Consider the following 21,772-nt stretch of genomic DNA (forward strand, 5'->3'; position numbering starts at 1 on the left):
TCCGGGGTGAGTGGAAACGACCGCCCCTGGGGCGCCCCGAGGGGCCAGCAGACCGTTCAGGAGACCACCCCGAACACCCCGGCCGCCGCCGTGCGGGACTCGGCGTTCCTGCGCGCGTGCCGCCGGGAGCCCGTGCCGCACACCCCGGTGTGGTTCATGCGGCAGGCCGGCCGCTCACTGCCCGAGTACCGCAAGCTGCGCGAGGGCACCGCGATGCTCGACTCCTGCATGCGGCCCGACATGGTCGCGGAGATCACGCTCCAGCCCGTGCGGCGGCACGGGGTCGACGCCGCGATCTACTTCAGCGACATCGTCGTCCCCCTCAAGGCCATCGGCATCGACCTCGACATCAAGCCGGGCGTCGGCCCCGTCGTCGAGCGCCCGATCCGCTCGCGCGCCGACCTGGAGCGGCTGCGGCGGCTGGAGCCGGACGATGTCGCGTACGTGACGGAGGCCATCGGCATCCTCACCGGCGAGCTCGGCGCCACCCCGCTCATCGGCTTCGCCGGGGCGCCCTTCACGCTCGCCAGCTACCTGGTCGAGGGCGGCCCGTCCCGCAACCACGAGCACACCAAGGCCATGATGTACGGCGCCCCGGAGCTCTGGGCCGAGCTGCTCGACCGGCTCGCGGACATCACCTCCGCGTTCCTGCGCGTGCAGATCGAGGCCGGGGCCTCCGCCGTGCAGCTCTTCGACTCCTGGGTCGGCGCGCTGGCCCCCGCCGACTACCGGCGCTCGGTCATGCCCGCCTCCGCGAAGGTCTTCGCCTCGGTCGCCTCGTACGGGGTGCCGCGCATCCACTTCGGTGTCGGGACCGGTGAACTGCTGGGCCTCATGGGCGAGGCCGGGGCCGATGTCGTCGGCGCCGACTGGCGCGTGCCGGTCGGCGAGGCCGCGCGCCGTGTCGGCCCCGGCAAGGCGATCCAGGGCAACCTGGACCCGGCCGTCCTCTTCGCCCCCCGCGATGCCGTTCGGGCCAAGACCGATGAGGTGCTGGCCTCTGCCGCCGGCCTGGACGGCCATGTCTTCAACCTGGGCCATGGTGTGCTGCCGGACACTGATCCGGGTGCGCTGACGGACGTTGTCTCGTACGTGCACGAGCGGACTGCGGCGGCTTAGGGGCTGCCCCTTCCCGTCGATTGCCGACTGCGACTGCGTGGCTGGTTGCTCGCGCAGTTCCCCGCGCCCCTTACGGGGCACTTCTGCGGGGCACCTCGCAGGATGCGCCCCGAAGGGGCGCGGGGAACTGCGCGGCCAGCCACGACGTGCCCGCAGGCCGCGATGTGCCGTGCGGGGCACCCTCCTATCGGTCGGCCCGCACCGCGGCCGTCGCCTTGCGGGCGGCGATCAGGACCGGGTCCCAGACCGGGGAGAACGGTGGGGCGTAGCCGAGGTCGAGGGCGGTCATCTGTTCCACCGTCATGCGGGCCGTGAGGGCGACCGCGGCGATGTCGACGCGCTTGCCCGCGCCCTCGCCGCCCACGATCTGCGTGCCCAGGAGGCGGCCCGAGCGGCGTTCGGCGATCATCTTGACGCGCATCGAGCGGGCCCCGGGGTAGTAGCCCGCGCGGCTCGTGGACTCGGTCGTGACCGTCACGAACTGGAGGCCGACCGCCGAGGCGTGCCGCTCCAGCAGGCCCGTACGGGCGATCTCCAGGTCGCACACCTTGCTGACGGCCGTGCCGACGACGCCGGGGAACGTGGCGTAGCCGCCGCCGATGTTGGCGCCGATGATCTGCCCGTGCTTGTTCGCGTGGGTGCCCAGCGCGATGTGCTGGGGGCGGCCGGAGACGAGGTTGAGGACCTCGACGCAGTCGCCGCCCGACCAGATGTTCTCGTGGCCCCGTACGCGCATCGCCAGGTCCGTGCGGAGCCCGCCGGACTCGCCCAGGGGGAGGCCCGCGGCACGGGCCAGCTGGGTCTCCGGGCGTACGCCGAGGCCCAGGACGACGACGTCCGCCGGGTACTCCGCGTCCGCCGTGGCCACGCCCCGGGCCCGGCCCTCCTTGTCCGTGAGGATCTCCGTGACGGCCGCGCCGCGCACCGTCTCGATGCCCATGCCGCACATCGCCTGGTGCACCAGCGCGCCCATGTCGGGGTCGAGCGTGGACATGGGCTGCGGGCCACGGTCCACGACGGTGACCGTGTAGCCGCGGTTGATGAGGGCCTCGGCCATCTCCACGCCGATGTAGCCGCCGCCGACGATCACCGCGCGGCGCCCGCCACTCGTCTCCTCCTCCTTTTCGAGGACGTCGAGGAGGGCCTGACCGTCGTCGAGGGTCTGCACGCCGTGGACGCCCGGCGCGTCGATGCCGGGCAGCGGCGGGCGTACGGGACGTGCCCCGGTGGCGAGGACGAGCTGGTCGAAGCCGATCCACTCCTCGGTGCCCGCCGCCACGTCCCGGGACCGGACGCGCTGCCCGTCGAGGTCGATCTCCGTGGCCTCGGTGCGCATCCGCAGGTCGATGTCGCGGGCCCGGTGCTCCTCCGGTGTACGGGCGATCAGCGCGTCCCGGGCCTTCACCTGGCCGCCGACCCAGTAGGGGATGCCGCAGGCCGAGTACGAGGCGAAGTGGCCCCGCTCCAGCGCGACGATCTCCAGCTCGTCCGCGGGCTTGTGCCTGCGGGCCTGCGAGGCGGCGGACATGCCCGTCGCGTCGCCCCCGATCACGACCATGCGCTGCGGTGCCATACGGATTCCCTTCGTCGGTGACCGATCCCCACCCCCTGGCCACGTCCCGGAGAGCGGCGCGGGACACTAACCGTATGCGCGTACTGGTCATCGGCGGAGGCATCTCAGGGCTGGCCGCGGCCCATCGGCTCGTCACGGAAGGCGCCCGCGTCACGCTGCTCGACGCGTCCTCCCGGCTCGGCGGCAAGCTGCACGCGGGGAGCGTCGCGGGTGCGGCCGCCGTCGACCTGGGGGCCGAGTCGATGCTGGCGCGGCGCCCCGAGGGCGTCGGGCTGGCGCGGGCCGTGGGGCTCGGGGACGCGCTGCAGCCGCCCGCCGTCGCCGGGGGCGCGATCTGGACGCGCGGCGAGGTCCGCCCGATGCCCAAGGGCCATGTGATGGGCGTGCCCGGCGACCCGGCCGCGCTGCACGGGGTGATCTCCCCGGACGGGCTCGCGCGGATCGCGGAGGACGAGACGCTGCCGCGCAGCGAGGTGGGCGAGGACGTCGCCGTCGGCGCGTACGTCGCCGAGCGGCTCGGGCGCGAGGTCGTCGACCGGCTCGTCGAACCGCTGCTGGGCGGGGTCTACGCCGGTGACGCGTACCGCATCTCGATGCGCGCCGCCGTCCCGCAGCTCTTCGAGGCCGCGCGCGGCGAGCGTTCGCTGCTCGCCGGGGTGCGCGGCATCCAGGAGCGGGCCGCGACGGCGCCCGCGCAGGACGGGCCCGTGTTCATGGGCCTCGACGGCGGTATCGGGCGGCTGCCGCTCGCCGCGGCCGAGGCGTGCCGCGCGGCCGGGGCCGAGATCCGCACGGGCACGGCCGTACGGAAACTCGTCCGGGGGGACAGGGGCTGGAGCGTCGTCACCGACCACGAGACGCTGGACGCCGACGCCGTCGTGCTGGCCGTGCCCGCGCCCGCCGCCGCGCGGCTGCTGGCCGACGAGGCGCCGGGCGCGGCGGCCGAACTGGACGCCGTGGAGTACGCGTCGATGGCGCTGGTCACCCTCGCCTTCCGGCGCGCGGACACCGAGGGGCTGCCGTCCGGCAGCGGCTTCCTGGTGCCGCCGGTCGACGGGCGGTCGATCAAGGCGTCGACGTTCTCCTCGCAGAAGTGGGGCTGGGTCGGCGCGCAGGACGACGGGCTCAGCGTGCTGCGCACCTCGCTGGGGCGGTTCGGCGAGACGGCGGTGCTGGAGCGCGCAGACGACGAGCTGGTCGCCCTGTCGCTGCGCGACCTGCGCGAGGCGACCGGCCTCGCGGCCCGCCCCGTGGACACGGTGGTGACGCGCTGGGACGAGGGGCTGCCGCAGTACGCCGTGGGGCACGTGGACCGCGTCGCACGGGTCCGCGCGGACCTGGCCGCCGTGCCGGGTCTCGCGGTCTGCGGCGCGGCGTACGACGGGGTCGGCATCCCCGCGTGCGTCGCCAGTGGTGAGCGGGCCGCGGAGGCGGCCCTCGCGTCGGTGACCCTGGCGTCGGCGCGCGAAGGGCGCGGAGGAGAATGAGGGCCATGAGCGACGACGCACCGCAGAAGGCCCCGAACGCGGGCAAGAAGGCCAAGGACCTCAACGAGGTCATCCGCTACACCCTGTGGTCGGTCTTCCGGCTGCGCGACGTGCTGCCGGAGGCCCCCGGCGACCGTTCCGGGTACGCGGACGAGGTGGAGGAGCTGTTCAAGCAGCTCGCCGCCGAGGACGTCACCGTGCGCGGCACGTACGACGTGTCCGGGCTGCGGGCCGACGCGGACCTCATGATCTGGTGGCACTCGGAGACCTCCGACGCGCTCCAGGACGCCTACAACCGCTTCCGCCGCACCAGGCTGGGGCGTGCGCTGGAGCCGGTCTGGTCGAACATGGCCCTGCACCGGCCCGCGGAGTTCAACAAGTCGCACGTCCCGGCGTTCCTCGCCGACGAGGAGCCCCGCGCGTACGTCAGCGTCTACCCGTTCGTGCGCTCGTACGAGTGGTACCTGCTGCCGGACGACGAGCGCCGCACGATGCTCGCCGACCACGGCAAGATGGCCCGCGGCTTCCCGGACGTACGGGCCAACACCGTCCCCTCGTTCTCGTTGGGCGACTACGAGTGGATCCTCGCCTTCGAGGCCGACGAGCTCTACCGCATCGTCGACCTCATGCGCCACCTCCGCGGCTCCGAGGCCCGCATGCACGTCCGCGAAGAGGTCCCCTTCTACACGGGCCGCCGCAAGCCGGTGGGCGAACTGGTCGCCGGGCTGGCCTGACGCCGGCCCCTCGGGCGATTGGACGACCGGGGGCGGTGGTCTGTTAGGTTGCCCCGGTTCGTGACCGCTCGGGGATGCAGCAGGAGAGGGAGGTGAGGCCGATGAGGGCCGTCACCTCCCGCTCCGTTCTCTGACCCCGAAGACGCCTCACCATGAATCACCGCCGCCGGGCATGGCTCCGCCATGCCCTTTCCCGTGTGCCCCTTTCCTCCGTGTCCCGGTCCCGGCGCGCCCTCGTCGCGGGCGCCGTAGCGCTGTGCTGCCTGCTGACGTTCTCGATAGCCGAGGCTGTCGGTGCGCGGGGCGGAAACGGGTCGCAATCGGGCAAATCGCCAGAATCGGCGCCCGCGAGTTCGCCGTCCGAGTCGTCCCGGAAGCCCGGGTCGCCGCGGAAGACCGAACCCGAATCCGGGCCGAAGTCCGGGCCGAAATCGAAGCCGAAGTCGAAGTCGGAAGCGAAGCCGAAGTCCGGTGCGGGGCGGGACGCCGCCGAACCCGTCCTCGACGGGCCCGTGTTCAACGACCCCGCCGACCTCTCCGGCGGCTCCGGGCCGAGCGCGGGGCAGGCCGCCGTCATGGACCAGCTCATCAGGCTGGCCGAGCGGGTGCCGAGGGGCGGCGAGATCGAGTTCGTGATGTTCGAGTTCGCGGACGGCGACCGCTCCACGGCCGTGCTCGACGCGCTGCTCGCGGCGCACCGCCGGGGCGTGCACGTCAAGGTGATCCTCGACTCCTCCAGCCCGGGCGCCCTCGCCCGGTTCCGGCAGGCCTTCGGCGCCGGGAAGGACCGCGCGTCGTGGGCCGTGGCCTGCCCCGCCGGGCGCGGCTGCATAGGGCGGGACTACCTGCACAGCAAGTTCGCGCTGTTCTCGTCGGTCGTCGTCGGCGGGAAGGAGCACCGGAACGTGGTCTTCCAGACCTCCTCGAACCTGAAGGACTGGTACCTCTACAACTCCTTCAACGACTCCTTCACCGCCGCCGACGCCCGCGCCTACGCCGACTACCGCCGGTACTTCGCCGATCTGCGGGCGGGAAAGCCCGACCCCCGCTACTTCTGGCGCGGCCCGGCGAGCGCGCGGTACCGGGCGATGTTCTACCCGGGCCGGCAGAGCGCCGCGTACGACCCGGTGGCGAACGACCTCCGGCGCGTCCAGTGCCGGTACACGGACGGGGGCGGAGCCCGGCGGCAGACCTCGGTCCGGATCGCGCTGACCGCGTTCACCAAGCACCGCCTGGACGTGGCCCGGCAGTTGCGCGCGCTGCGTGACCAGGGGTGCGCGGTCGACATCGTCCACCCGGGCCCGTCCGGCGGACCCGCTGTCGCCCCGGAGGTCCTCAGGGCGCTCAACCCCGCGGGCCGGGCGCCCGTCCGCCTCACCCCCTGCCGCTTCGACCCCGGCAACGGGCAGAGCGTCAGCACCCACACCAAGGTGATGATGATCGACGGCTCCCTCGACGGCGACCTCACGCCCCGCGTCTACACGGGCAGCGCCAACTTCACGCACCTGGAGAACTCCGACGACTCCACGCTCCGCGTCACGGGCCGCGCGGCGCACGACGCGTACCGCACCTGGTTCGGGAAGCTCCGTACGGCGTGCGCGGGCGCCACACGCTGAGGCTCAGCGCTTGGACTTCGACGTGGCCTTGGATGCGGCCTTGGACTTGGCCTTGGACTTGGCCTTCTGCTCGGGTTCCGGCTTGGGCTCCGGGCGGGCCTTGCACTCCGCGTGGTCGCCCGGGGTCTTGCCGTCCAGGAGGTAGCGGGCCAGGTGGGCGTCGGCGCACTTGTTGCCGCCCGAGACGCCGTGGGTGCCCGCGCCGCGCTCCGTGACGAGGGACGAGCCGTTCAGGCGGCGCTGGGTCTCGACCGCGCCCTCGTACGGCGTCGCGGCGTCGCGGGTCGCGGCGAGCAGCAGTACGGGCGGCAGCTCGCCGGGCCCGGTGCGGACGTCGAGGGGCTGGGACGAGGGCACCTTCCAGGAGGCGCAGGGGAGATTCATCCAGGCGTTCTCCCAGGTGTTGAACGGCGCGAAGGGCGCGAGCACCGAGTTGTCCGCGTCCCAGCGCGCCCACTCGCGGGGCCAGGGGGCGTCGGCGCACTGGACGGCGTTGTAGACGGCGTTGCCGTTCTCGTCCTCGGTCGCCTCCGCCGGGTCCGGCGCCGCGAGCTTGGTGAGCGGCTTCGCGTCGCCCTTGCGGAAGGCCGCGAGGGCGCGAGCGTGCCGGTCCCAGACCTCGTCGGCGTACGCCGTGTCGAAGAACGAGGTCAGCAGCTCCTTCGAGCCCACCTTGCCGCCCGCGGGCTTCCGGTCGAGCGCGTCGCGCACGCGGTCGAAGGAGCGCTGCACCTCCGGCTCGCTGCGGCCCAGCCCGTAGGCCTTGTGGTGCCGGGCCGTCCACTCCTTCCAGTCGTTCCAGCGGCGTTCGAAGGAGACGTTCTGGTCGAGGTTCGAGCGGTACCAGATCTTCTCCGGGGACGGGTCGACGACGCTGTCCAGGACGAGGCGGCGCACGCGCTCGGGGAAGAGCGTGGCGTAGACGGAGCCGAGGTAGGTGCCGTACGAGACGCCGAGGAAGTTGAGCTTCCGCTCGCCGAGGGCCGCGCGGATCGCGTCCAGGTCGCGGGCGTTGTCGGGCGTCGTGTAGTGGCGCAGCTTGTCGCCCTGCGCCTCCGCGCAGCCCTTCGCGTACGCCTCGGCGCGGTCCCGCATCTTCCGCTTGAAGGCGGGGGAGGGGTCGCGCGGCGAACGGCTGGGCGCCTTCGCGAACTCCCGCGGACTGCGGCACGACAGCGGCGCCGACCTGCCGACCCCGCGCGGGGCGTAACCCACCAGGTCGTACCGCGTGTTGAGCTTCTTCCACACCCCGCCCAGGGCCTTGGGGTAGAGCGGGAACGCCATGCCGCTGCCGCCGGGGCCGCCCGGGTTGTAGAGCAGCGAGCCCTCCCGCTCGGAGGGCTTGCCGGTGGCGCGCAGTCTGCTGACCGTCAGCTCGATCTTCTCGCCGCGTGGTTTCGCGTGGTCGACGGGCACGGAGACGGTCCCGCACTCGACGGGCTGGGGGAGGTGCTCGACGCGCGGGCACTTCTTCCAGTCGATGCCGTCCCGCGCGGGGGCCCCTTCGGCGGTTGCCGCCGGGGTCAGGGCCAGGGTCAGTGCCAGGGCGGTGAAGGAGCCGCAGATCGCCGGAGTGCGCATGCCCGGATGCTTCGGGCCGCGGCCGCCGGAGTAAAGCACCGGTTACGGGTGTCGCCCCGGAACCGCCCGATCCGGGGACACCCGGCGGGCCGTACGGCCCAGGCCCGGTTGCGCGAAGGGGTCAGGAACGGCCCGGCAGGCGGTCGAGCAGGCGGCGGACCCGGCCGGAGGGGAGGGGCGCCGGGCCCGCCCGCTCGCGCCACCAGGCGTCCAGCCGCCTGCGCCGCTTCGGGTCCTCGGGGCGGTCGGCGGCCAGCAGGTGCTGGGCGAAGTCCAGCGCGTCGCGCCGGTAGTTGCCGCGCATCGGGCGGCCCTCGGCGTAGCCGAGGAACGCGGTGCGGTACTCCTCCTCGCCCAGGATGCCGGGGAGCTCGGGCGCGACCTTGGCGACGACGTCGGCCCGCTTGGCGCGCAGCGCGCGGGCCTGCACGGCGAGCCGTTCGGCGTCGAAGCCGGGCGGCACGGGGCCGTCGGCGACCAGGGCCGCGAGCAGTTCGCTCTGGGCGTGCGCGAGCCGCGTGCGGGCCGCGGCGACGTCGGACACGGTGTCAGACACGGGGGGCCTCCTTCGTACGCGCGGCGTGCCGGGCGTGCCGGGCGTGCCGGGCCAGCACGTCCCGGATCGCGTCCAGTTCGCCCTCCAGTTCGGCCACGGGCGGGAACGCCTCGTCGCGCTCCAGCAGCACGCCGGGCGGCACGGCCCGCGCGCACAGCTCGTCCAGCACGTCCAGCACCGGTTGGCTGACCGGGTGCGCGTGGCTGTCGTGCCAGACGCCGTCCCGCTCGACGCCGCCCGCGACATGGACGTACGCGAGCGCGTCGAGCGGCAGCGCGTCGAGCACGGCGGCGGGGTCCTCGCCCCGGTTGACGTGGTTGGTGTGCAGGTTGGCGACGTCGATGAGCAGCCGTACGCCCGTACGTTCGACCAGCTCCGTGAGGAACCGGCCCTCCGTCATCTCCTCGCCGGGCCACTCGACGAGCGCCGCGATGTTCTCCAGCGCGAGGGGGACGGGCAGCGCGTCCTGCGCGATGCGGACGTTCTCGCACAGCACGTCGAGCGCGTCGCGCGTGCGCGGCACGGGCAGCAGGTGCCCGGCCTCGATCCGGCGCGTCCCGGTCAGGCCGCCGCCCGCGCGGACGAACGCGATGTGCTCCGTCACCAGCGGCGCCGCCAGCGCCTCGGCGCGCTCGGCGAGCGCCGTCAGTCGCTCCGGGTCCGGGCGGTCGGCGCCGCCCAGGCCGAGCGAGACGCCGTGCGGCACGACCGTGGTGCCGCGCTCACGCAGCCGTTCGAGCGCGTCGGGCAGATGCCCGGGGCAGACGTTCTCGGCCACCACCTCGACCCAGTCGATGCCCGGCAGCGCCTCGATCCCCTCGGCGATCTCGGGCCGCCAGCCGATGCCCGTCCCCAGCCGCTCGACGTGTTCCCTGTCCATGCGCGGACCTCCCCCGTACGTACTCTCCCAGTCTCTCCTCGTGAGGAAGGGACGTATCCCCTAACGGCTCGGTTCAGAGGTGGATTTGAGGTTCACGCGGCCAGGGCCGGGTGCTCCGCGACGACCGTGCAGGAGTCGGCCGGGATCTCGGTGAAGCCCGCGTCGCGGACGACGGGCAGGCCGCTCGTCGTCAGCGCGCGCCAGTGCGCGGCGTCGCGCGCGGTGCGGACGGCCAGCGGGAAGCCCGCAGTGCGCCACGCCTCGCGGGCCGTCGCGTCCAGCTCCCACCAGGCGAGCTGGGCGCCGTGCGCGGCCTGGGCCATCGCCTTGCCCGCCGTCATCTCCAGCTCCGGGCTCAGCCACAGCACGGGTACCCCCGCGCGGGGCGCGGGCGGCGGTTCCGGGTCCGTCAGGTCCGTACCGGAGACCTGGAGCCGGGCGAGGTCCTTCGGCCAGGCGTCGACGGGCACGGGCGGGAAGACCCGCACCTCGGCGGTACGGTCCGCGAGCGTGAGCCCCGGGAGCGGTTCCGCGCGCCGCCACTCCGAGCCGCGCGCCCGCCGCACCACCTTGCGGATCCCGCGCTCCTCCCAGAGCCGCACGGTCTTGTGCCACTCGCCGCTCTCCTCGGCCGTACGCGGGTCGGCGAGGAAGGTGAGCACGGCGCGGGCCGCCGTCTCCAGCGCGTCGGTCCGCGCGGGCGGCGTGGCGCGCTCGATCCGGACGACGAGGGGGAGGACGTACGGGGGGTCGATCGGGGAATCCGTGGAATCGCTCACGTGATCAATTCTGCCAGGGGATACGGTCACGGCCATGAGCTGGTCGAACTGGTCCATGAGGCTGGAGGGGGTCGGGCGGCGCTACGGGCTGACCGGGCCGTGGGTGCTGCGCGGCGTCGACCTGGAGGTGGGCGCCGGGCGGCTGCTGCGCCTGGAGGGGGCGAACGGCAGCGGCAAGTCGACGCTGCTGCGGCTCCTCGCGGGCATCGACGCGCCCAGCGCGGGCCGGATCAGCGGACACCCACCGCGCCGCGCGTACGTGCCCGAGCGCTTCCCGTCCGCCCTGCCGCTGACCGCGCTCGGCTACCTGACCCACCTGGGGCGCGTACAGGGCCTGCGGGGGCGCGCGGCGGCGCGTACGGCGGGTGAGTGGCTGGAGCGGTTCGGCGCCGGGCCGTACGCCCGTACGCGCATGGCGGAACTCTCCAAGGGCAGCAGCCAGAAGGTCGCCGTCGCGCAGGCGCTGCTCGGCCGGCCCGCGCTGCTGCTGCTCGACGAGGCGTGGACCGGGCTCGACCAGGACGCCCGCGCCGAACTCGACCGAGCCGTCGGCGAACGTGTCGCCGACGGCGGCACGGCCGTCTTCGTCGACCACGACCCGCGCCGTCTCGCCGACGCGACGGACGCGGTCCATCGCGTCGCCGACGGGGCGCTCGCCCCCGGCCGCGTCCGTTCCGTGCCCCGCGTACGGATCGAGGCCGAGGGGCCGCCGGGTGGGGCCGTGCCCTGGGAGGGGGCGCGGGCCGACGCGGACGGTGTCGCCGTGCTGACGGTGCCCGAGGAGCAGTCGGACGCCGCGCTGTACGCGCTGCTGACGGCGCGGCCCGCGTGGCATGTGCGCCGGGTCGTGGGAGGTGCGGAGTGACCGCCCTCCTCGCCCTTGTCCGCTACCAGCTCGCGCTGCTGCTCCGGTCCCAGCGGTGGCTGCCGCCGACGCTCGCGTACGCCGCGCTCGTCGGCATCGGCATACAGGCCGGATCGCCCGTCCTCGACTCGCTCGGCTACGCCGCGGCGATGCTCCTGCCCGTCGCCGCCTGGCTCGTCCGCGTCTGCGTCACCGCCGAACCGGACGCCGCCCGGCACTGCGCCGCCGCCCTCGCCGGGCCCGCGCGTGTGCATGTGAGCGGGGTGCTCGCGGGGGGTACGGCGGCGGGGGTGCTGGGCCTCGCGGGGACGGGCACCGTCCTCGCGATCAGCGACGCGCACAGTACGGACGGCCGGATCGCCGTCCCCCTCCTCCCCGCGGCGGGCGCGGGGCTGCTGGCCGCCGCGGTGTGCGGGCTGGTCGGGGTCGGGGTGGGGGTGCTCTGCGCTCGGCCCGTGCTGCGGTCGCGGGGGTGGAGCGTGCTCTCTTTGCTGGGCGGTGTGGTGGTGGTCCTCGTCGCGAGTGCCTCTCCGGCCAACGCGGCGGTCCAGCACCTTGTCTCCGGCTCCCGAGCAGGCGCGATCCCCACGTCGTGGAGTGCCCTCCTTGTGGCTGCGGTCTTCTCCGCCTGCGCGATTGCGGGTGCGGCGGCACTCTCGCGACGGCGCTAAGCCCGTCGGCAACGCACCCGGTCACTGCACGTGAGGGCTTGCCCCTTCTCCCTAGGGGCGCGGGGCTGTGCTTGATTTGCGGCTCCGCCGCGTGGGCGCGCCGGTTCCAAGACTTTTGGGCTTGCCCGTCAAGGGGCGCGGGGAACTGCGCGACAAGCCACGACGCGGCGGCAGCCCGCGAAGCACAGCCCGGGGCACCCCGGGCGCGGCCCTTGCACCGGGGCACCCGGCGCAGGGGGCTGCGCTTGCCAACCCTGCGCCTTGCGCAGACTTCCCAAGCACAGTGGGAGGGGAGGGAGCAGACTTCCCAAGCACAGTGGGGCAGAGGGCGAAGCAAGGGATGGGGCACCCCCTGTTCGGAAGACAGGGACAGGGGGTGCCCCCCGGTCAGGCGTGGTGCCAAGGGCCCGTTATCGCGAAGGTCGTGCCCGGGGTGTAGCAGTTGACGTACATCGTGCGGTGGTCAGGGGAGAAGGTGACGCCCGCGAATTCGCCCCATTCCGGCTTTTCGGGGGTGCCGATGTTCTGCGCGCCGCGGGCCATGGGGTAGACCTTGCCCTTGCGCGTGAGGCCGAAGACGTGCTGCGCGCCTTCGCCGTCCTCGCAGACCATGAGGCCGCCACTGGGCGCGAGGCAGATGTTGTCCGGTTCCTCGCCGGGGAGTTGGAGGTCCGTGTCCGGGCCGAAGACGATGACCAGGGTGAGGCGGTTGGCGTGCGGCTCGTACCGCCATATCTGGCCGTAGTGGTCGGCGGCCGAACCCTCGGCGCTCTTGGCGTAGGACGAGACGAAGTAGACGCTGCGCCCGCCCCAGTAGCACCCTTCGAGCTTCTGCGCGTGGGTGATGCCCTTGGGCCCGAAGTCCTGGAAGCGGATGGGGGTTTCCTTGGCGAGGGGGTCGGGGACCTTCACCCACTCGATGCCCTCGAAGCTCTTGCCCGTCTCCGTGACCGAGGAGAGGTCGGGGACGCCGGGGACGCGCATCGCCTCCAGACGGCCGCCCGCGTGGAGGGAGCCGTATCCACCGCGCGGCTTCTTGGGGAGGAAGCGGTAGAAGAGCCCGAACGGCTTCTCGAAGGCGTCCTCCGTCTCGTAGACGGCACCGTTGTGCGGGTCGAAGGCGACAGCCTCGTGCTGGAAGCGGCCCATCGCGGTCAGCGGTTCGACGGACGTGGGGCGGTCCTTGTCGAAGCCGACCTCGAAGATGTAGCCGTGGTCCTTGGTGTGGCCCTCCTCCCCGGCCTTGAACTCGGTCTCCTCGCAGGTGAGCCACGTGCCCCAGAGGCTGGGCCCGCCCGCGCAGTTGGTGGAGGTCCCGGCGATGCCGACGCGCTCCTGGAGGACGTCGTTGTGCCGGTCGAGCTGGAGGACCGTACAGCCGCCCTTGGCGGCGGGGTCGTAGGTGAGGCCCTTGACGGTGGGCACGGGGACGCGGCCGTTCATCCGGTTCTCGTGGTTGCGTACGAGCCAGACCGAGCCGTGGTTACGGCCGTGCCCGGAGCGGCGGGCGGCGAAGGCGGCCATGCCGTCATGGTTGCTGGGCACCTTGCCCTCGCCGGAGGACATCGGGTCGCCCTCGCGGGAGAGGACCTTGTAGCGGAAGCCCTTGGGCAGGTCGAGCAGGCCCTTGGGGTCGGGTATGAGCGGGCCGTATCCCGAGCTCCCGCCGGTGGCCTGCGCTGCGGCGGTTCCCGCGAAGAGCTCGGACAGGGCGCCGCTGAAGGCGACTGCCGCTCCTACCGCGCCCGTTCTAGCCAGAGCTTGACGTCGAGTCGTAGACACTGGGCAACTCCCCTGTTGGCGGCCAGGTTGTGACCCGTGTGTCTACCACCAGTGCTACGCGCGGAGAAGACCCTCGGCGTCGCGGGCGAGGGCCGTGAGGCGGGAGATGGCCCGGAAGTACTTCTTGCGGTAGCCGCCCTTCAGCATCTCCTCGCTGAAGAGCTGGTCGAACGGGACGCCGGAGGCGAGGACGGGTATCTCGCGGTCGTAGAGCCGGTCGGCGAGGACGACGAGGCGCAGCGCCGTCGACTGGTCGGGCACCGGCTCCACCCCGGTGAGGCAGACCGCGTCGACGTCCTTGACCAGGGCGCCGTAGCGGCTCGGGTGGACGGTGGAGAGGTGTTCGAGGAGGGAGGGGAAGTCGTCGAGGGACGCGCCGCCGTGGGCGTACGAGGCGCGCGTGACCTCCTCGTCGCTGTACGGCTTCGGCGCGGCGGGCAGCCCGCGGTGGCGGTAGTCCTCGCCGTCGATGCGCAGGGCGCGGAAGTGGGCGGAGAGGCCCTGGATCTCGCGCAGGAAGTCCGCGGCGGCGAACCGGCCCTCGCCGAGCTTGCCCGGGAGGGTGTTCGAGGTGGCGGCGAGCGCGACGCCGTGCTCGACGAGGCGCGCGAGGAGGCTGGAGACCAGCACCGTGTCGCCGGGGTCGTCCAGCTCGAACTCGTCGATGCAGAGGAGCTGGTGCCCGCTGAGCGTCTTGACGGTCTGCTGGAAGCCGAGCGCGCCCACGAGGTTGGTCAGCTCGACGAAGGTGCCGAACGCCTTCCGTTCCGGCGCCGCCGGAGCCGCGTGCCAGAGCGAGGCGAGCAGGTGGGTCTTGCCGACGCCGTAGCCGCCGTCGAGGTAGACGCCGCGCGGGCCCGCGGGCGCCGCGGCCTTCGGCTCGCGCCGGAACCAGCGCTTCCGGCCACCGTCCGCCGGGGAGCCGCCCTGCCCCAGCCCCTCGGCGAAGCCGCTCAGCACGCGGACGGCCTCGGTCTGGCTCGGCTGCTGCGGGTCCGGTATGTACGTCGAGAAGCGGACGCCGTCGAAGCGCGGTGGCGGCACCATCTCGGCCACGAGCTGCTCGGCGGGCACGTGCGGCTCGCGGGCGCTCAGGGCCGCGGGAGCCGCCCCGGCGGAGCCGGAAGCGGAATCGGATATGTGCGCTGCGCTGGTTGACACGATTGTCATGCTAGTCGGCCGTCGGCTCCCGGCGCGCAGGCCATGGGACGTGCGCCGTGCCACACTGCCGCGTATGCGACGCCTGTTCCCTTCCCGTGCCGCGCCGTCATCCGCCCCGCAGTGGAGCCTGGAGGAGATCGCGGGGGAGTACGCGTATCCGTCGCCGGAGGAGCTGGGGGACGGGGGCGAGGAGGGCGCCTGGCTGCGCGGCAACATGGTCGCCTCGCTGGACGGCGCCATCCACCACGGCGGCCGTTCCCGGCCGCTCTCCTCCGAGGCCGACATGTGGATCTTCGGCGTGCTGCGGGGGCTGGCCGACGTGGTCGTCGTCGGCGCGGAGACCGTACGGCAGGAGGGGTACGGGCCCGCGCGGGCGCGGGAGGCGTTCGCGGACCGGCGCGCGGCGAGCGGGCAGGCGCCGGTGCCGGTGATCGCCGTGGTGACAGCCCGGCTGGAGCTGGACTGGTCGCTTCCGCTCTTCGCCGAGCCGGTGGTGCCGACGCTGGTCGTGACCGGCGAGGGCGCCCCCGCCGACCGGGTCGAGGCGGCCCGGCGGGCGGGTGCCGAGGTCGTGTTCGCGGGCGAGGGCGCGGTGGCCGATCCCGCGCGGGTGCCGGGCGCGCTGGCCGCGCGGGGCCTGCGGCGGCAGTTGACCGAGGGCGGGCCGACGCTGCTGGGGCAGTTCGCGGCGGCCGGGGTACTCGACGAGCTGTGCCTGTCGCTCGCGCCGCGGATCACGGTCGGCGACGCGCCACGGATCACCAGGGGCGCCGGGCTGTCGGTGCCCGAGGACTTCTCGCTGGAAGGGGTGCTGGAGGAGGCGGGGTTCCTCTTCACGCGTTACCGTCGCATCCGACAATGAGCGGAATGAGACGTTCCGCTTAAATCTGGTTGGGCAGACTGACAAGCGCAGGGCCCCGTGGAACGCGGGGCAGGATGGTTTCTTTCGGGGCCTGGGGCCCCGCGTAGCAGAAGGGCACCCGTCGTGATCACGACCGTGTTGATGATCGAGAAGCCGCTGGTGTCCGCAGACGTCGAACTCGTCACGACGCTGCACGGGGACGAGCAGGTCTCGTTCGTCGTCCTCATGCAGCCGCGTGGCGACCAGGACCGCTTGCTGCGGGCCCTGGACGACGTCGCGCTCGGCGAGCTGGAGGAGGCCGTACGCGAGGGCGACGAGCCCTCGGGCGGGGCGGCCGAACGGGCACTCGACGTCTCGCTGAAACAGCTGAGAGAGGCCGGCACGGAGGCCGTCGGCCAGCTCATCGAGGAGCACCCGCTCCAGGTGCTGACCTCCGTAGCCGAGGAGACCAGCGCCGACGAGGTCATCGTCCTGACCGCACCGCACCTGGTGGAAGAGTTCTTCCACCGGGACTGGGCCTCGCGGGCGCGTCACAAGGTGGGAGTGCCGGTCCTGAAGCTGTTCGCTCATACAGAGTGAGGCGTGGTGGGGCGGACCCCATAGGCTTTGGGGCGTTCTTCGATCGACTCTGAGCCAGGAGATGCCCGTATGGCCGTCGCCGTCCCGTCCGACATGTCACGACCGCACTTCATCGGCATCGGCGGAGCCGGGATGTCGGGGATCGCGAAGATCCTCGCGCAGCGTGGCGCGCGCGTCGCGGGCAGTGACGCGAAGGAGTCGGCGACCGCCGCCGCGCTGCGCGAGCTCGGCGCGACCGTCCACATCGGGCACGACGCCGCGCACCTCGCCCCCGACGCGACCAGCGTCGTCGTCTCCAGCGCCATCCGGGAGGACAACCCGGAGCTGGCCGAGGCGGCGGCGCGCGGGATCCCCGTGGTGCACCGCTCGGACGCGCTGGCCGCGCTGATGGACGGGCTGCGCCCGCTGGCCGTCGCCGGGACGCACGGCAAGACGACCACCACCTCGATGCTCGCGGTGAGCCTGCGCGCGATGGACCTCGACCCGTCGTACGCGATCGGCGGCGACCTCGACGAGCCGGGCAGCAACGCGCACCACGGCACCGGCGAGATCTTCGTGGCGGAGGCGGACGAGAGCGACCGCAGCTTCCACAAGTACGCGCCCGAGGTCGCCGTCGTCCTCAACGTCGAGCTGGACCACCACGCCAACTACGCCTCGATGGACGAGATCTACGAGTCGTTCGAGATCTTCGCGGGGCGGATCACCGACGGCGGCACCCTGGTGATCTCCGCCGACCACGAGGGCGCCCGCGAGCTGACGCGCCGGGTACGGGAGCGCGAGGGGGACCGGATCCGCGTCCGTACGTACGGGGAGGCCGCCGACGCGGACGTACGGGTGCTCAAGGTCGAGCCGAAGGGGCTGACCAGCGAGGTGACCGTGGTGCTGGACGGGCGGGAGCTGACGTTCGGCGTCTCGGTGCCCGGCAGGCACTACGCGCTCAACGCCGTCGCCGCGCTCGTCGCGGGCACGGCGCTGGGCGCGGGCACGGACGCGCTGGCCCGCGCGCTCGGCACGTACACCGGGGTCAAGCGGCGGCTCCAGCTCAAGGGCGAGGCCGGGGGCGTGCAGGTGATCGACTCCTACGCGCACCACCCGACCGAGATGGCCGCCGACCTGGAGGCCATCCGCGGCGGCGCGGGCGAGGGGCGGGTGCTGGTGCTGTTCCAGCCGCACCTCTTCAGCCGTACCCGCGAGCTGGGTACGGAGATGGGCCAGGCCCTGGCGCTGGCGGACGACTCGGTGGTGCTGCCGATCTACCCGGCCCGCGAGGACCCGATCCCCGGCGTGACGAGCGCCCTGATCACGGGGGCCGCGCGGGACGCGGGCGCCGGGGTGCGGGACGCGGCCACGGCCGGGGAGGCCGTCGAGCTGGTCGCGGGAATGGCGGAGCCCGGTGACCTCGTTCTCACCATGGGAGCGGGCGATGTGACGGAGCTGGGCCCGCGCATCCTGAGCACGCTCGCGGACTGACGGAGGAGATCGCCATGGCGTACGAGATCGACAAGCCGGAGGAGCAGTGGCGCGAGGAGCTGAGCCCCGAGGAGTACCAGGTGCTGCGCGAGTCGGGCACCGAGCGCGCCTTCACCGGTGAGTACACGGACACCAAGACCACGGGTGTCTACAACTGCCGGGCCTGCGGCGCGGAGCTCTTCCGCTCCGACACCAAGTTCGAGTCGCACTGCGGCTGGCCCAGCTTCTACGACCCCTCGCGCTCCGAGGCCGTCGAGCTGATCACCGACCGCACGCTCGGCATGATCCGCACCGAGGTCCGCTGCGCCCGCTGCGGCTCCCACCTGGGCCATGTCTTCGAGGGCGAGGGCTATCCGACGCCCACGGACCAGCGGTACTGCATCAACAGCATCTCGCTGCGGCTGGTCGAGGACGACTGAGGGCGCTCCTAGAGGTCGCTGAAGAAGTCCAGCAGGACGTCGTTCGTCTCCGAGGGGCGTTCCTGCTGGATCCAGTGGCCGCAGTCGCGCAGGACGACCGTGCCGCGGTGGTCCGTGGCGACCTCGGGCGCGCGCTCCGCCGCCTCGCGGGACCACATCGTGACGAGATCGCGGTCGCCGCCGATGTGGAGGGCGGGGACGGTGAGGGGCCGTCCGGCCTGGTCGGCCAGGTGTTCCCAGCTCTCGTCGACGCACCGGTAGTAGTTGAATCCCCCGGTCAGGCCGGTGCGGGCGAACTCGGCGGCGTAGAAGTCCAGGTCCTCGTCCGTCAGCCAGGACAGCGGGCCCTCGGGCAGGCTCATCAGGTCCCGCAGCCGGGCGCCCTCGGGGACGCACATCGTCGCGCGCAGGACGTCGATGGCAGCCTTCGTCTCCAGCGTGCTGAGGTCCACCCCGGCGAGGGCCTCGGGGAGGGGCGGGGAGGCGGAGAACGAGTAGAGGGCCGCGGCGAGCCAGTCGCGGAGGCCGGCCTCGGCCTCGCGTTCGGCGCGCCGGTCCGGGTGGTGGAAGTGCTCCTGGTAGAACAGCCGCCCCTCGCCCGCCACTTCGCGCTGCACGGCGCTCGGGCGGCGCGCGCCGAACGGGTCGCCCGGCAGCGCGAGCAGCCCACGCGCGCCGAACGGCACGCTGAGCCCCACGACCCCGCGGAACCGGTCGGGGTGCAGCCATGCCGCCGTCCACGCGACGGGTGCGCCCCAGTCGTGCCCGACGATCAGCGCCCGGTCGCCGGGGCCGCCGGTGACGCCGGGGCCGCCAGGGCCGCCGGGGCCGCCGGGACTGAGCGCGTCCACGACGGCGACGCAGTCCCCGACGAGCCGGTCGATGCGGTACGAGGAGACGTCGGCGGGCGCGTACGAACGGCCGTAGCCGCGCATGTCCATCGCGACCGCGCGGTATCCCGCCCCGGCCAGCGCGGGCAGCTGGTGCCGCCACGAGTACCAGGACTCCGGGAAACCGTGGCAGAGGAGGACGAGCGGGCCGTCGGGCGGGCCCGCGCTCTCGGTGTGGAAGCGCCTGCCCCCACCGGTGTCGACCGTGCCGGACTCGAACTGCCGCTCCAACATGGGGGCCTCCCGGGCGAGCTGTGGCCAAAGTCTCGCATGGCGAAATAACCGTGGGTACCGGTCAGTTCATTTGTACGCTGCATGAAAAAGGAAAGTGCCGTGCTGCCGCCCTGGAGGCTCCGCGTATGACCGCTCGCTGGCTCGTGCCCGTACTCGCCTTCGGCGGGATCTCGGTGGCCGTGATGCAGACGCTGATCGTGCCCATCGTCGCCCAGCTTCCGGCGCTGCTGGACACGTCCACGTCGAACGCCTCGTGGGTCATCACCTCCACGCTGCTCTCCGGCGCCGTCGCCACGCCCATCATGGGCAGGCTCGGCGACCTCTACGGAAAGCGGCGGATCATCCTGCTCAGCCTCGCGCTGATGGTCGCGGGCTCGCTGCTGTGCGGCTTCACCTCGGAGCTGGTCCCCATGGTCGCGGGGCGCGCGGTGCAGGGCTTCGCGATGGGCGCGATCCCGCTCGGCATCGGCGTCATGCGGGACGAACTGCCGCCCGAGCGGCTCGGTTCCGCGATGGCGTTCATGAGCTCGTCGCTGGGCGTCGGCGGCGCGCTGGGCATGCCGCTCGCGGCGTACGTGGCCCAGCACGCGGACTGGCACGCGCTCTTCTTCGGCTCCGCCGGGATAGGCGTGGTCGCCATGGTGCTGGTGCGGCTGCTGGTGCCGGAGTCCGCGCGGCGTACGCCGGGACGGTTCGACGTGGTCGGCACGGTCGGCCTCTCGGCCGGTCTCGTGGCGCTGCTGCTGCCCGTCTCCAAGGGCGGCGACTGGGGCTGGGGGAGCGGCACCGTCCTCGGGCTCCTCACCGCCGCCGTCGTGATCTTCCTCGCCTGGGGCGCGTACGAGCTGCGCGTCGCCGACCCTCTGGTGGACCTCCGCACCACCGCGCGGCGTCAGGTGCTGCTCACCAACCTCGCCTCGATCATGGTCGGGCTCGCCTTCTACGCCGCGACGCTCGTGCTGCCCCAGCTGCTCCAGCTCCCCGCCTCCACGGGGTACGGGCTCGGCCAGTCCATGGTCGTCGCCGGGCTCTGCGTCGCGCCGATGGGCCTCGCGATGATGCTGGTCTCCTCGCTCTCAGCGCGCCTCTCGCAGGCGCGCGGGCCCAAGGTCTCGCTGATGACGGGGCTGGTGATCCTCGCCGCCGCGTATCTGGTGGGGACGGGGCTGATGGGGGCCGTGTGGCAGACGGTGGTCGTCGCTGTGCTGATCGGGGTCGGTATCGGTATCGCGTACTCCGCGATGCCCGCGCTGATACTTGGCGCCGTTGATCCGTCCGAGTCCGGTGCGGCGAATGGGCTCAACACCCTGATGCGCTCGATCGGGACCTCGACCTCCAGTGCGGTCGTGGGCGTCGTGCTCGCCCGTATGACCAGTCCGCTGGGTGCGGGGGGACCAGAGGTCCCCAATCTTGCCGGGTTCCGTACGGCGTTCCTGATTGCGGCTGGCGCGGCCTTGCTGGGGCTTGTGATCGCCGCGTTCCTTCCCTCGTCCACCGCTGGCGGCGGCGCCGCCTCGCCCGTTCATGGCGATCCCGTCGAACGGGAGCGTGCCCTCTCCTCTCGCGGCTGAGCAGGGGCTGCCCCTTGCCGTGCGTCGCAGGCCGCGCCGCCGCTGTGGTCGCTCGCGCAGTTCCCCGCGCCCCTGAAGCAGCCCCTGCGGGGCGCTTCAGTGGCATTGGCCTCGCAGCGTCAGTTTGCCCGGGGCGTAGGTCGGTTTCTGGGGCCAGCCCTCCGGGCTGTCCTCCCAGGATTCCTGGCGGCCGTACGGCGTCAGGTCCAGGAAGTGGTACGGGGTGAAGAGCTGGTCCAGGCCTCGGGCGTACGCGGAGTAGGTGTGGAAGACCTCGTCGCCGTCCCGGAGGAAGACGCTGTTGCCCGGCCAGTCGCCCTTGAGGGCCTCCTCGGGGAGGCCGGTGGCCAGCAGCTCCTCCTTGTCGCGGTAGTTGTACTCGACGGGGGCGACGCTCTCGTCCAGCGTGACGTGGAAGTCGTAGTTGAAGTCGCCGCCGTGCGAGGAGTACCAGGGGAACGTCCAGCCGCGCTCCGCGCGGTACGCCTCGATGCTCGGCAGCGGCGCGCGGGCCACGGCGGCGAACGTGATGTCCCGCTCGTGGAGGTGTGCCAGATACGCCGGGGTGAAGTGGATCTCGGCGGCGGCCGTGCAGCTCGGGCAGCCGGTGTCCGTCTCGTCGAGCCACATGAAGTGGTGCACGTAGAGCTGGCTGCGGCCCTCGAAGAGGTCGAGCAGGCCCGCCTTGCCGTTCGGGCCCTCGAAGACGTACTCCTTCTCGACGCGGACCATGGGGAGCCTGCGCCGCTCCGCGTTGAGCGCGTCGAGCCTGCGGCGCAGCTCCTTCTCCTCCGTGAGCAGCTCCTTACGGGCCGCGAGCCACTGCTCCCTGGTCACCTCGGGCGGCCGTCCGACACCCTCGGGAAGGGCCATGGGGATCTCCTCCTGATACGCGCGTGACAGTGTCCGTAGAGGCAGACCGGGGAGCGGGGCGTAACTCATC

Annotated in this window: 18 protein-coding genes and 1 pseudogene; 11 read left to right on the forward strand and 8 right to left on the reverse strand. The window is 73.1% G+C overall.

From position 1 onward, the window contains the following. The first annotated feature begins 6 nt into the window (after nt 1–6). Nucleotides 7–1,119, forward strand: a complete 1,113-nt coding sequence (hemE, locus tag ACGF3A_RS41220) for a uroporphyrinogen decarboxylase (protein ID WP_393735916.1) — start codon at nt 7–9, stop codon at nt 1,117–1,119. Nucleotides 1,120–1,303: 184 nt separating this feature from the next. On the opposite strand, the gene ACGF3A_RS41225 is transcribed toward hemE, so the two are convergent. After that, nucleotides 1,304–2,692, reverse strand: coding sequence for an FAD-dependent oxidoreductase (locus ACGF3A_RS41225; protein WP_393735918.1), 1,389 nt, complete (start codon nt 2,690–2,692; stop codon nt 1,304–1,306). Between the two features lie 74 nt (nt 2,693–2,766). On the opposite strand from ACGF3A_RS41225, the gene hemG reads away from it, so the two are divergent. The 3 genes from hemG (at nt 2,767) to ACGF3A_RS41240 (ending at nt 6,529) form a co-directional block, all read left to right on the forward strand. After that, nucleotides 2,767–4,179, forward strand: a complete 1,413-nt coding sequence (hemG, locus tag ACGF3A_RS41230; protein ID WP_393735920.1) for a protoporphyrinogen oxidase — start codon at nt 2,767–2,769, stop codon at nt 4,177–4,179. A 5-nt stretch (nt 4,180–4,184) separates the two neighbouring features. Next, nucleotides 4,185–4,913 (forward strand): hydrogen peroxide-dependent heme synthase, encoded by a 729-nt coding sequence (gene hemQ / locus ACGF3A_RS41235; RefSeq protein ID WP_393735922.1) that lies wholly within the window; start codon nt 4,185–4,187, stop codon nt 4,911–4,913. 512 nt (nt 4,914–5,425) lie between these two features. After that, nucleotides 5,426–6,529, forward strand: a complete 1,104-nt coding sequence (locus tag ACGF3A_RS41240; RefSeq protein WP_393735924.1) for a phosphatidylserine/phosphatidylglycerophosphate/cardiolipin synthase family protein — start codon at nt 5,426–5,428, stop codon at nt 6,527–6,529. 3 nt (nt 6,530–6,532) lie between these two features. On the opposite strand, the gene ACGF3A_RS41245 is transcribed toward ACGF3A_RS41240, so the two are convergent. From ACGF3A_RS41245 to ACGF3A_RS41255, 3 genes and pseudogenes are all read right to left on the reverse strand, one after another. Beyond that, nucleotides 6,533–8,110, reverse strand: coding sequence for an alpha/beta hydrolase (locus tag ACGF3A_RS41245; RefSeq protein ID WP_393735926.1), 1,578 nt, complete (start codon nt 8,108–8,110; stop codon nt 6,533–6,535). A gap of 121 nt (nt 8,111–8,231) precedes the next feature. Then, a pseudogene (locus tag ACGF3A_RS41250) lies at nt 8,232–9,546 on the reverse strand (DUF692 domain-containing protein). 92 nt (nt 9,547–9,638) lie between these two features. Continuing rightward, nucleotides 9,639–10,382 (reverse strand): peptidyl-tRNA hydrolase, encoded by a 744-nt coding sequence (locus tag ACGF3A_RS41255; RefSeq protein ID WP_393735928.1) that lies wholly within the window; start codon nt 10,380–10,382, stop codon nt 9,639–9,641. On the opposite strand from ACGF3A_RS41255, the gene ACGF3A_RS41260 reads away from it, so the two are divergent. Continuing rightward, nucleotides 10,381–11,190 (forward strand): ATP-binding cassette domain-containing protein, encoded by an 810-nt coding sequence (locus ACGF3A_RS41260; RefSeq protein ID WP_393736003.1) that lies wholly within the window; start codon nt 10,381–10,383, stop codon nt 11,188–11,190. The genes ACGF3A_RS41255 and ACGF3A_RS41260 overlap by 2 nt on opposite strands. Next, entirely contained in the window at nt 11,187–11,861 is a 675-nt protein-coding gene (locus ACGF3A_RS41265) for an ABC transporter (protein WP_393735930.1), read from the forward strand. The genes ACGF3A_RS41260 and ACGF3A_RS41265 overlap by 4 nt, the downstream gene beginning before the upstream one ends. Nucleotides 11,862–12,248: 387 nt before the next feature. On the opposite strand, the gene ACGF3A_RS41270 is transcribed toward ACGF3A_RS41265, so the two are convergent. Beyond that, on the reverse strand, nt 12,249–13,643 hold the full coding sequence (locus ACGF3A_RS41270) for an alkaline phosphatase PhoX (RefSeq protein ID WP_393735932.1): 1,395 nt from the start codon (nt 13,641–13,643) through the stop codon (nt 12,249–12,251). Between the two features lie 54 nt (nt 13,644–13,697). After that, on the reverse strand, nt 13,698–14,813 hold the full coding sequence (gene zapE / locus ACGF3A_RS41275; RefSeq protein WP_393735934.1) for a cell division protein ZapE: 1,116 nt from the start codon (nt 14,811–14,813) through the stop codon (nt 13,698–13,700). Nucleotides 14,814–14,877: 64 nt separating this feature from the next. Between zapE and ACGF3A_RS41280 the strand changes: the two genes are divergently transcribed. The 4 genes from ACGF3A_RS41280 to msrB all read left to right on the forward strand — a co-directional run bounded on the left by ACGF3A_RS41280 (nt 14,878) and on the right by msrB (nt 18,134). Then, the gene (locus ACGF3A_RS41280; protein WP_393735936.1) at nt 14,878–15,666 is read left to right on the forward strand and encodes a pyrimidine reductase family protein; all 789 of its coding nucleotides are present in this window, start codon (nt 14,878–14,880) and stop codon (nt 15,664–15,666) included. Between the two features lie 123 nt (nt 15,667–15,789). Further along, nucleotides 15,790–16,245, forward strand: coding sequence for an indole-3-glycerol phosphate synthase (locus ACGF3A_RS41285; protein ID WP_393735938.1), 456 nt, complete (start codon nt 15,790–15,792; stop codon nt 16,243–16,245). Between the two features lie 69 nt (nt 16,246–16,314). Beyond that, nucleotides 16,315–17,715 (forward strand): UDP-N-acetylmuramate--L-alanine ligase, encoded by a 1,401-nt coding sequence (gene murC, locus ACGF3A_RS41290; RefSeq protein WP_393735940.1) that lies wholly within the window; start codon nt 16,315–16,317, stop codon nt 17,713–17,715. A 14-nt stretch (nt 17,716–17,729) separates the two neighbouring features. Beyond that, nucleotides 17,730–18,134, forward strand: a complete 405-nt coding sequence (msrB, locus tag ACGF3A_RS41295) for a peptide-methionine (R)-S-oxide reductase MsrB (protein ID WP_393735942.1) — start codon at nt 17,730–17,732, stop codon at nt 18,132–18,134. 8 nt (nt 18,135–18,142) lie between these two features. Here msrB and ACGF3A_RS41300 read toward each other — a convergent pair whose 3' ends face one another. Continuing rightward, a complete protein-coding gene (locus ACGF3A_RS41300; protein WP_393735944.1) occupies nt 18,143–19,258 on the reverse strand; it encodes an alpha/beta fold hydrolase in 1,116 nt (371 codons plus the stop codon). A 125-nt stretch (nt 19,259–19,383) separates the two neighbouring features. Here ACGF3A_RS41300 and ACGF3A_RS41305 point away from each other — a divergent pair, with 125 nt between their 5' ends. Continuing rightward, a complete protein-coding gene (locus ACGF3A_RS41305) occupies nt 19,384–20,829 on the forward strand; it encodes an MFS transporter (RefSeq protein WP_393735946.1) in 1,446 nt (481 codons plus the stop codon). 96 nt (nt 20,830–20,925) lie between these two features. Here the strand turns inward: ACGF3A_RS41305 and ACGF3A_RS41310 are convergent, their stop codons facing one another. Then, nucleotides 20,926–21,702 (reverse strand): DUF899 domain-containing protein, encoded by a 777-nt coding sequence (locus ACGF3A_RS41310; protein WP_393735948.1) that lies wholly within the window; start codon nt 21,700–21,702, stop codon nt 20,926–20,928. Nucleotides 21,703–21,772 lie beyond the last annotated feature (70 nt).

Source organism: Streptomyces sp. NPDC048172, from assembly GCF_043202595.1.
GTDB lineage: Bacteria > Actinomycetota > Actinomycetes > Streptomycetales > Streptomycetaceae > Streptomyces.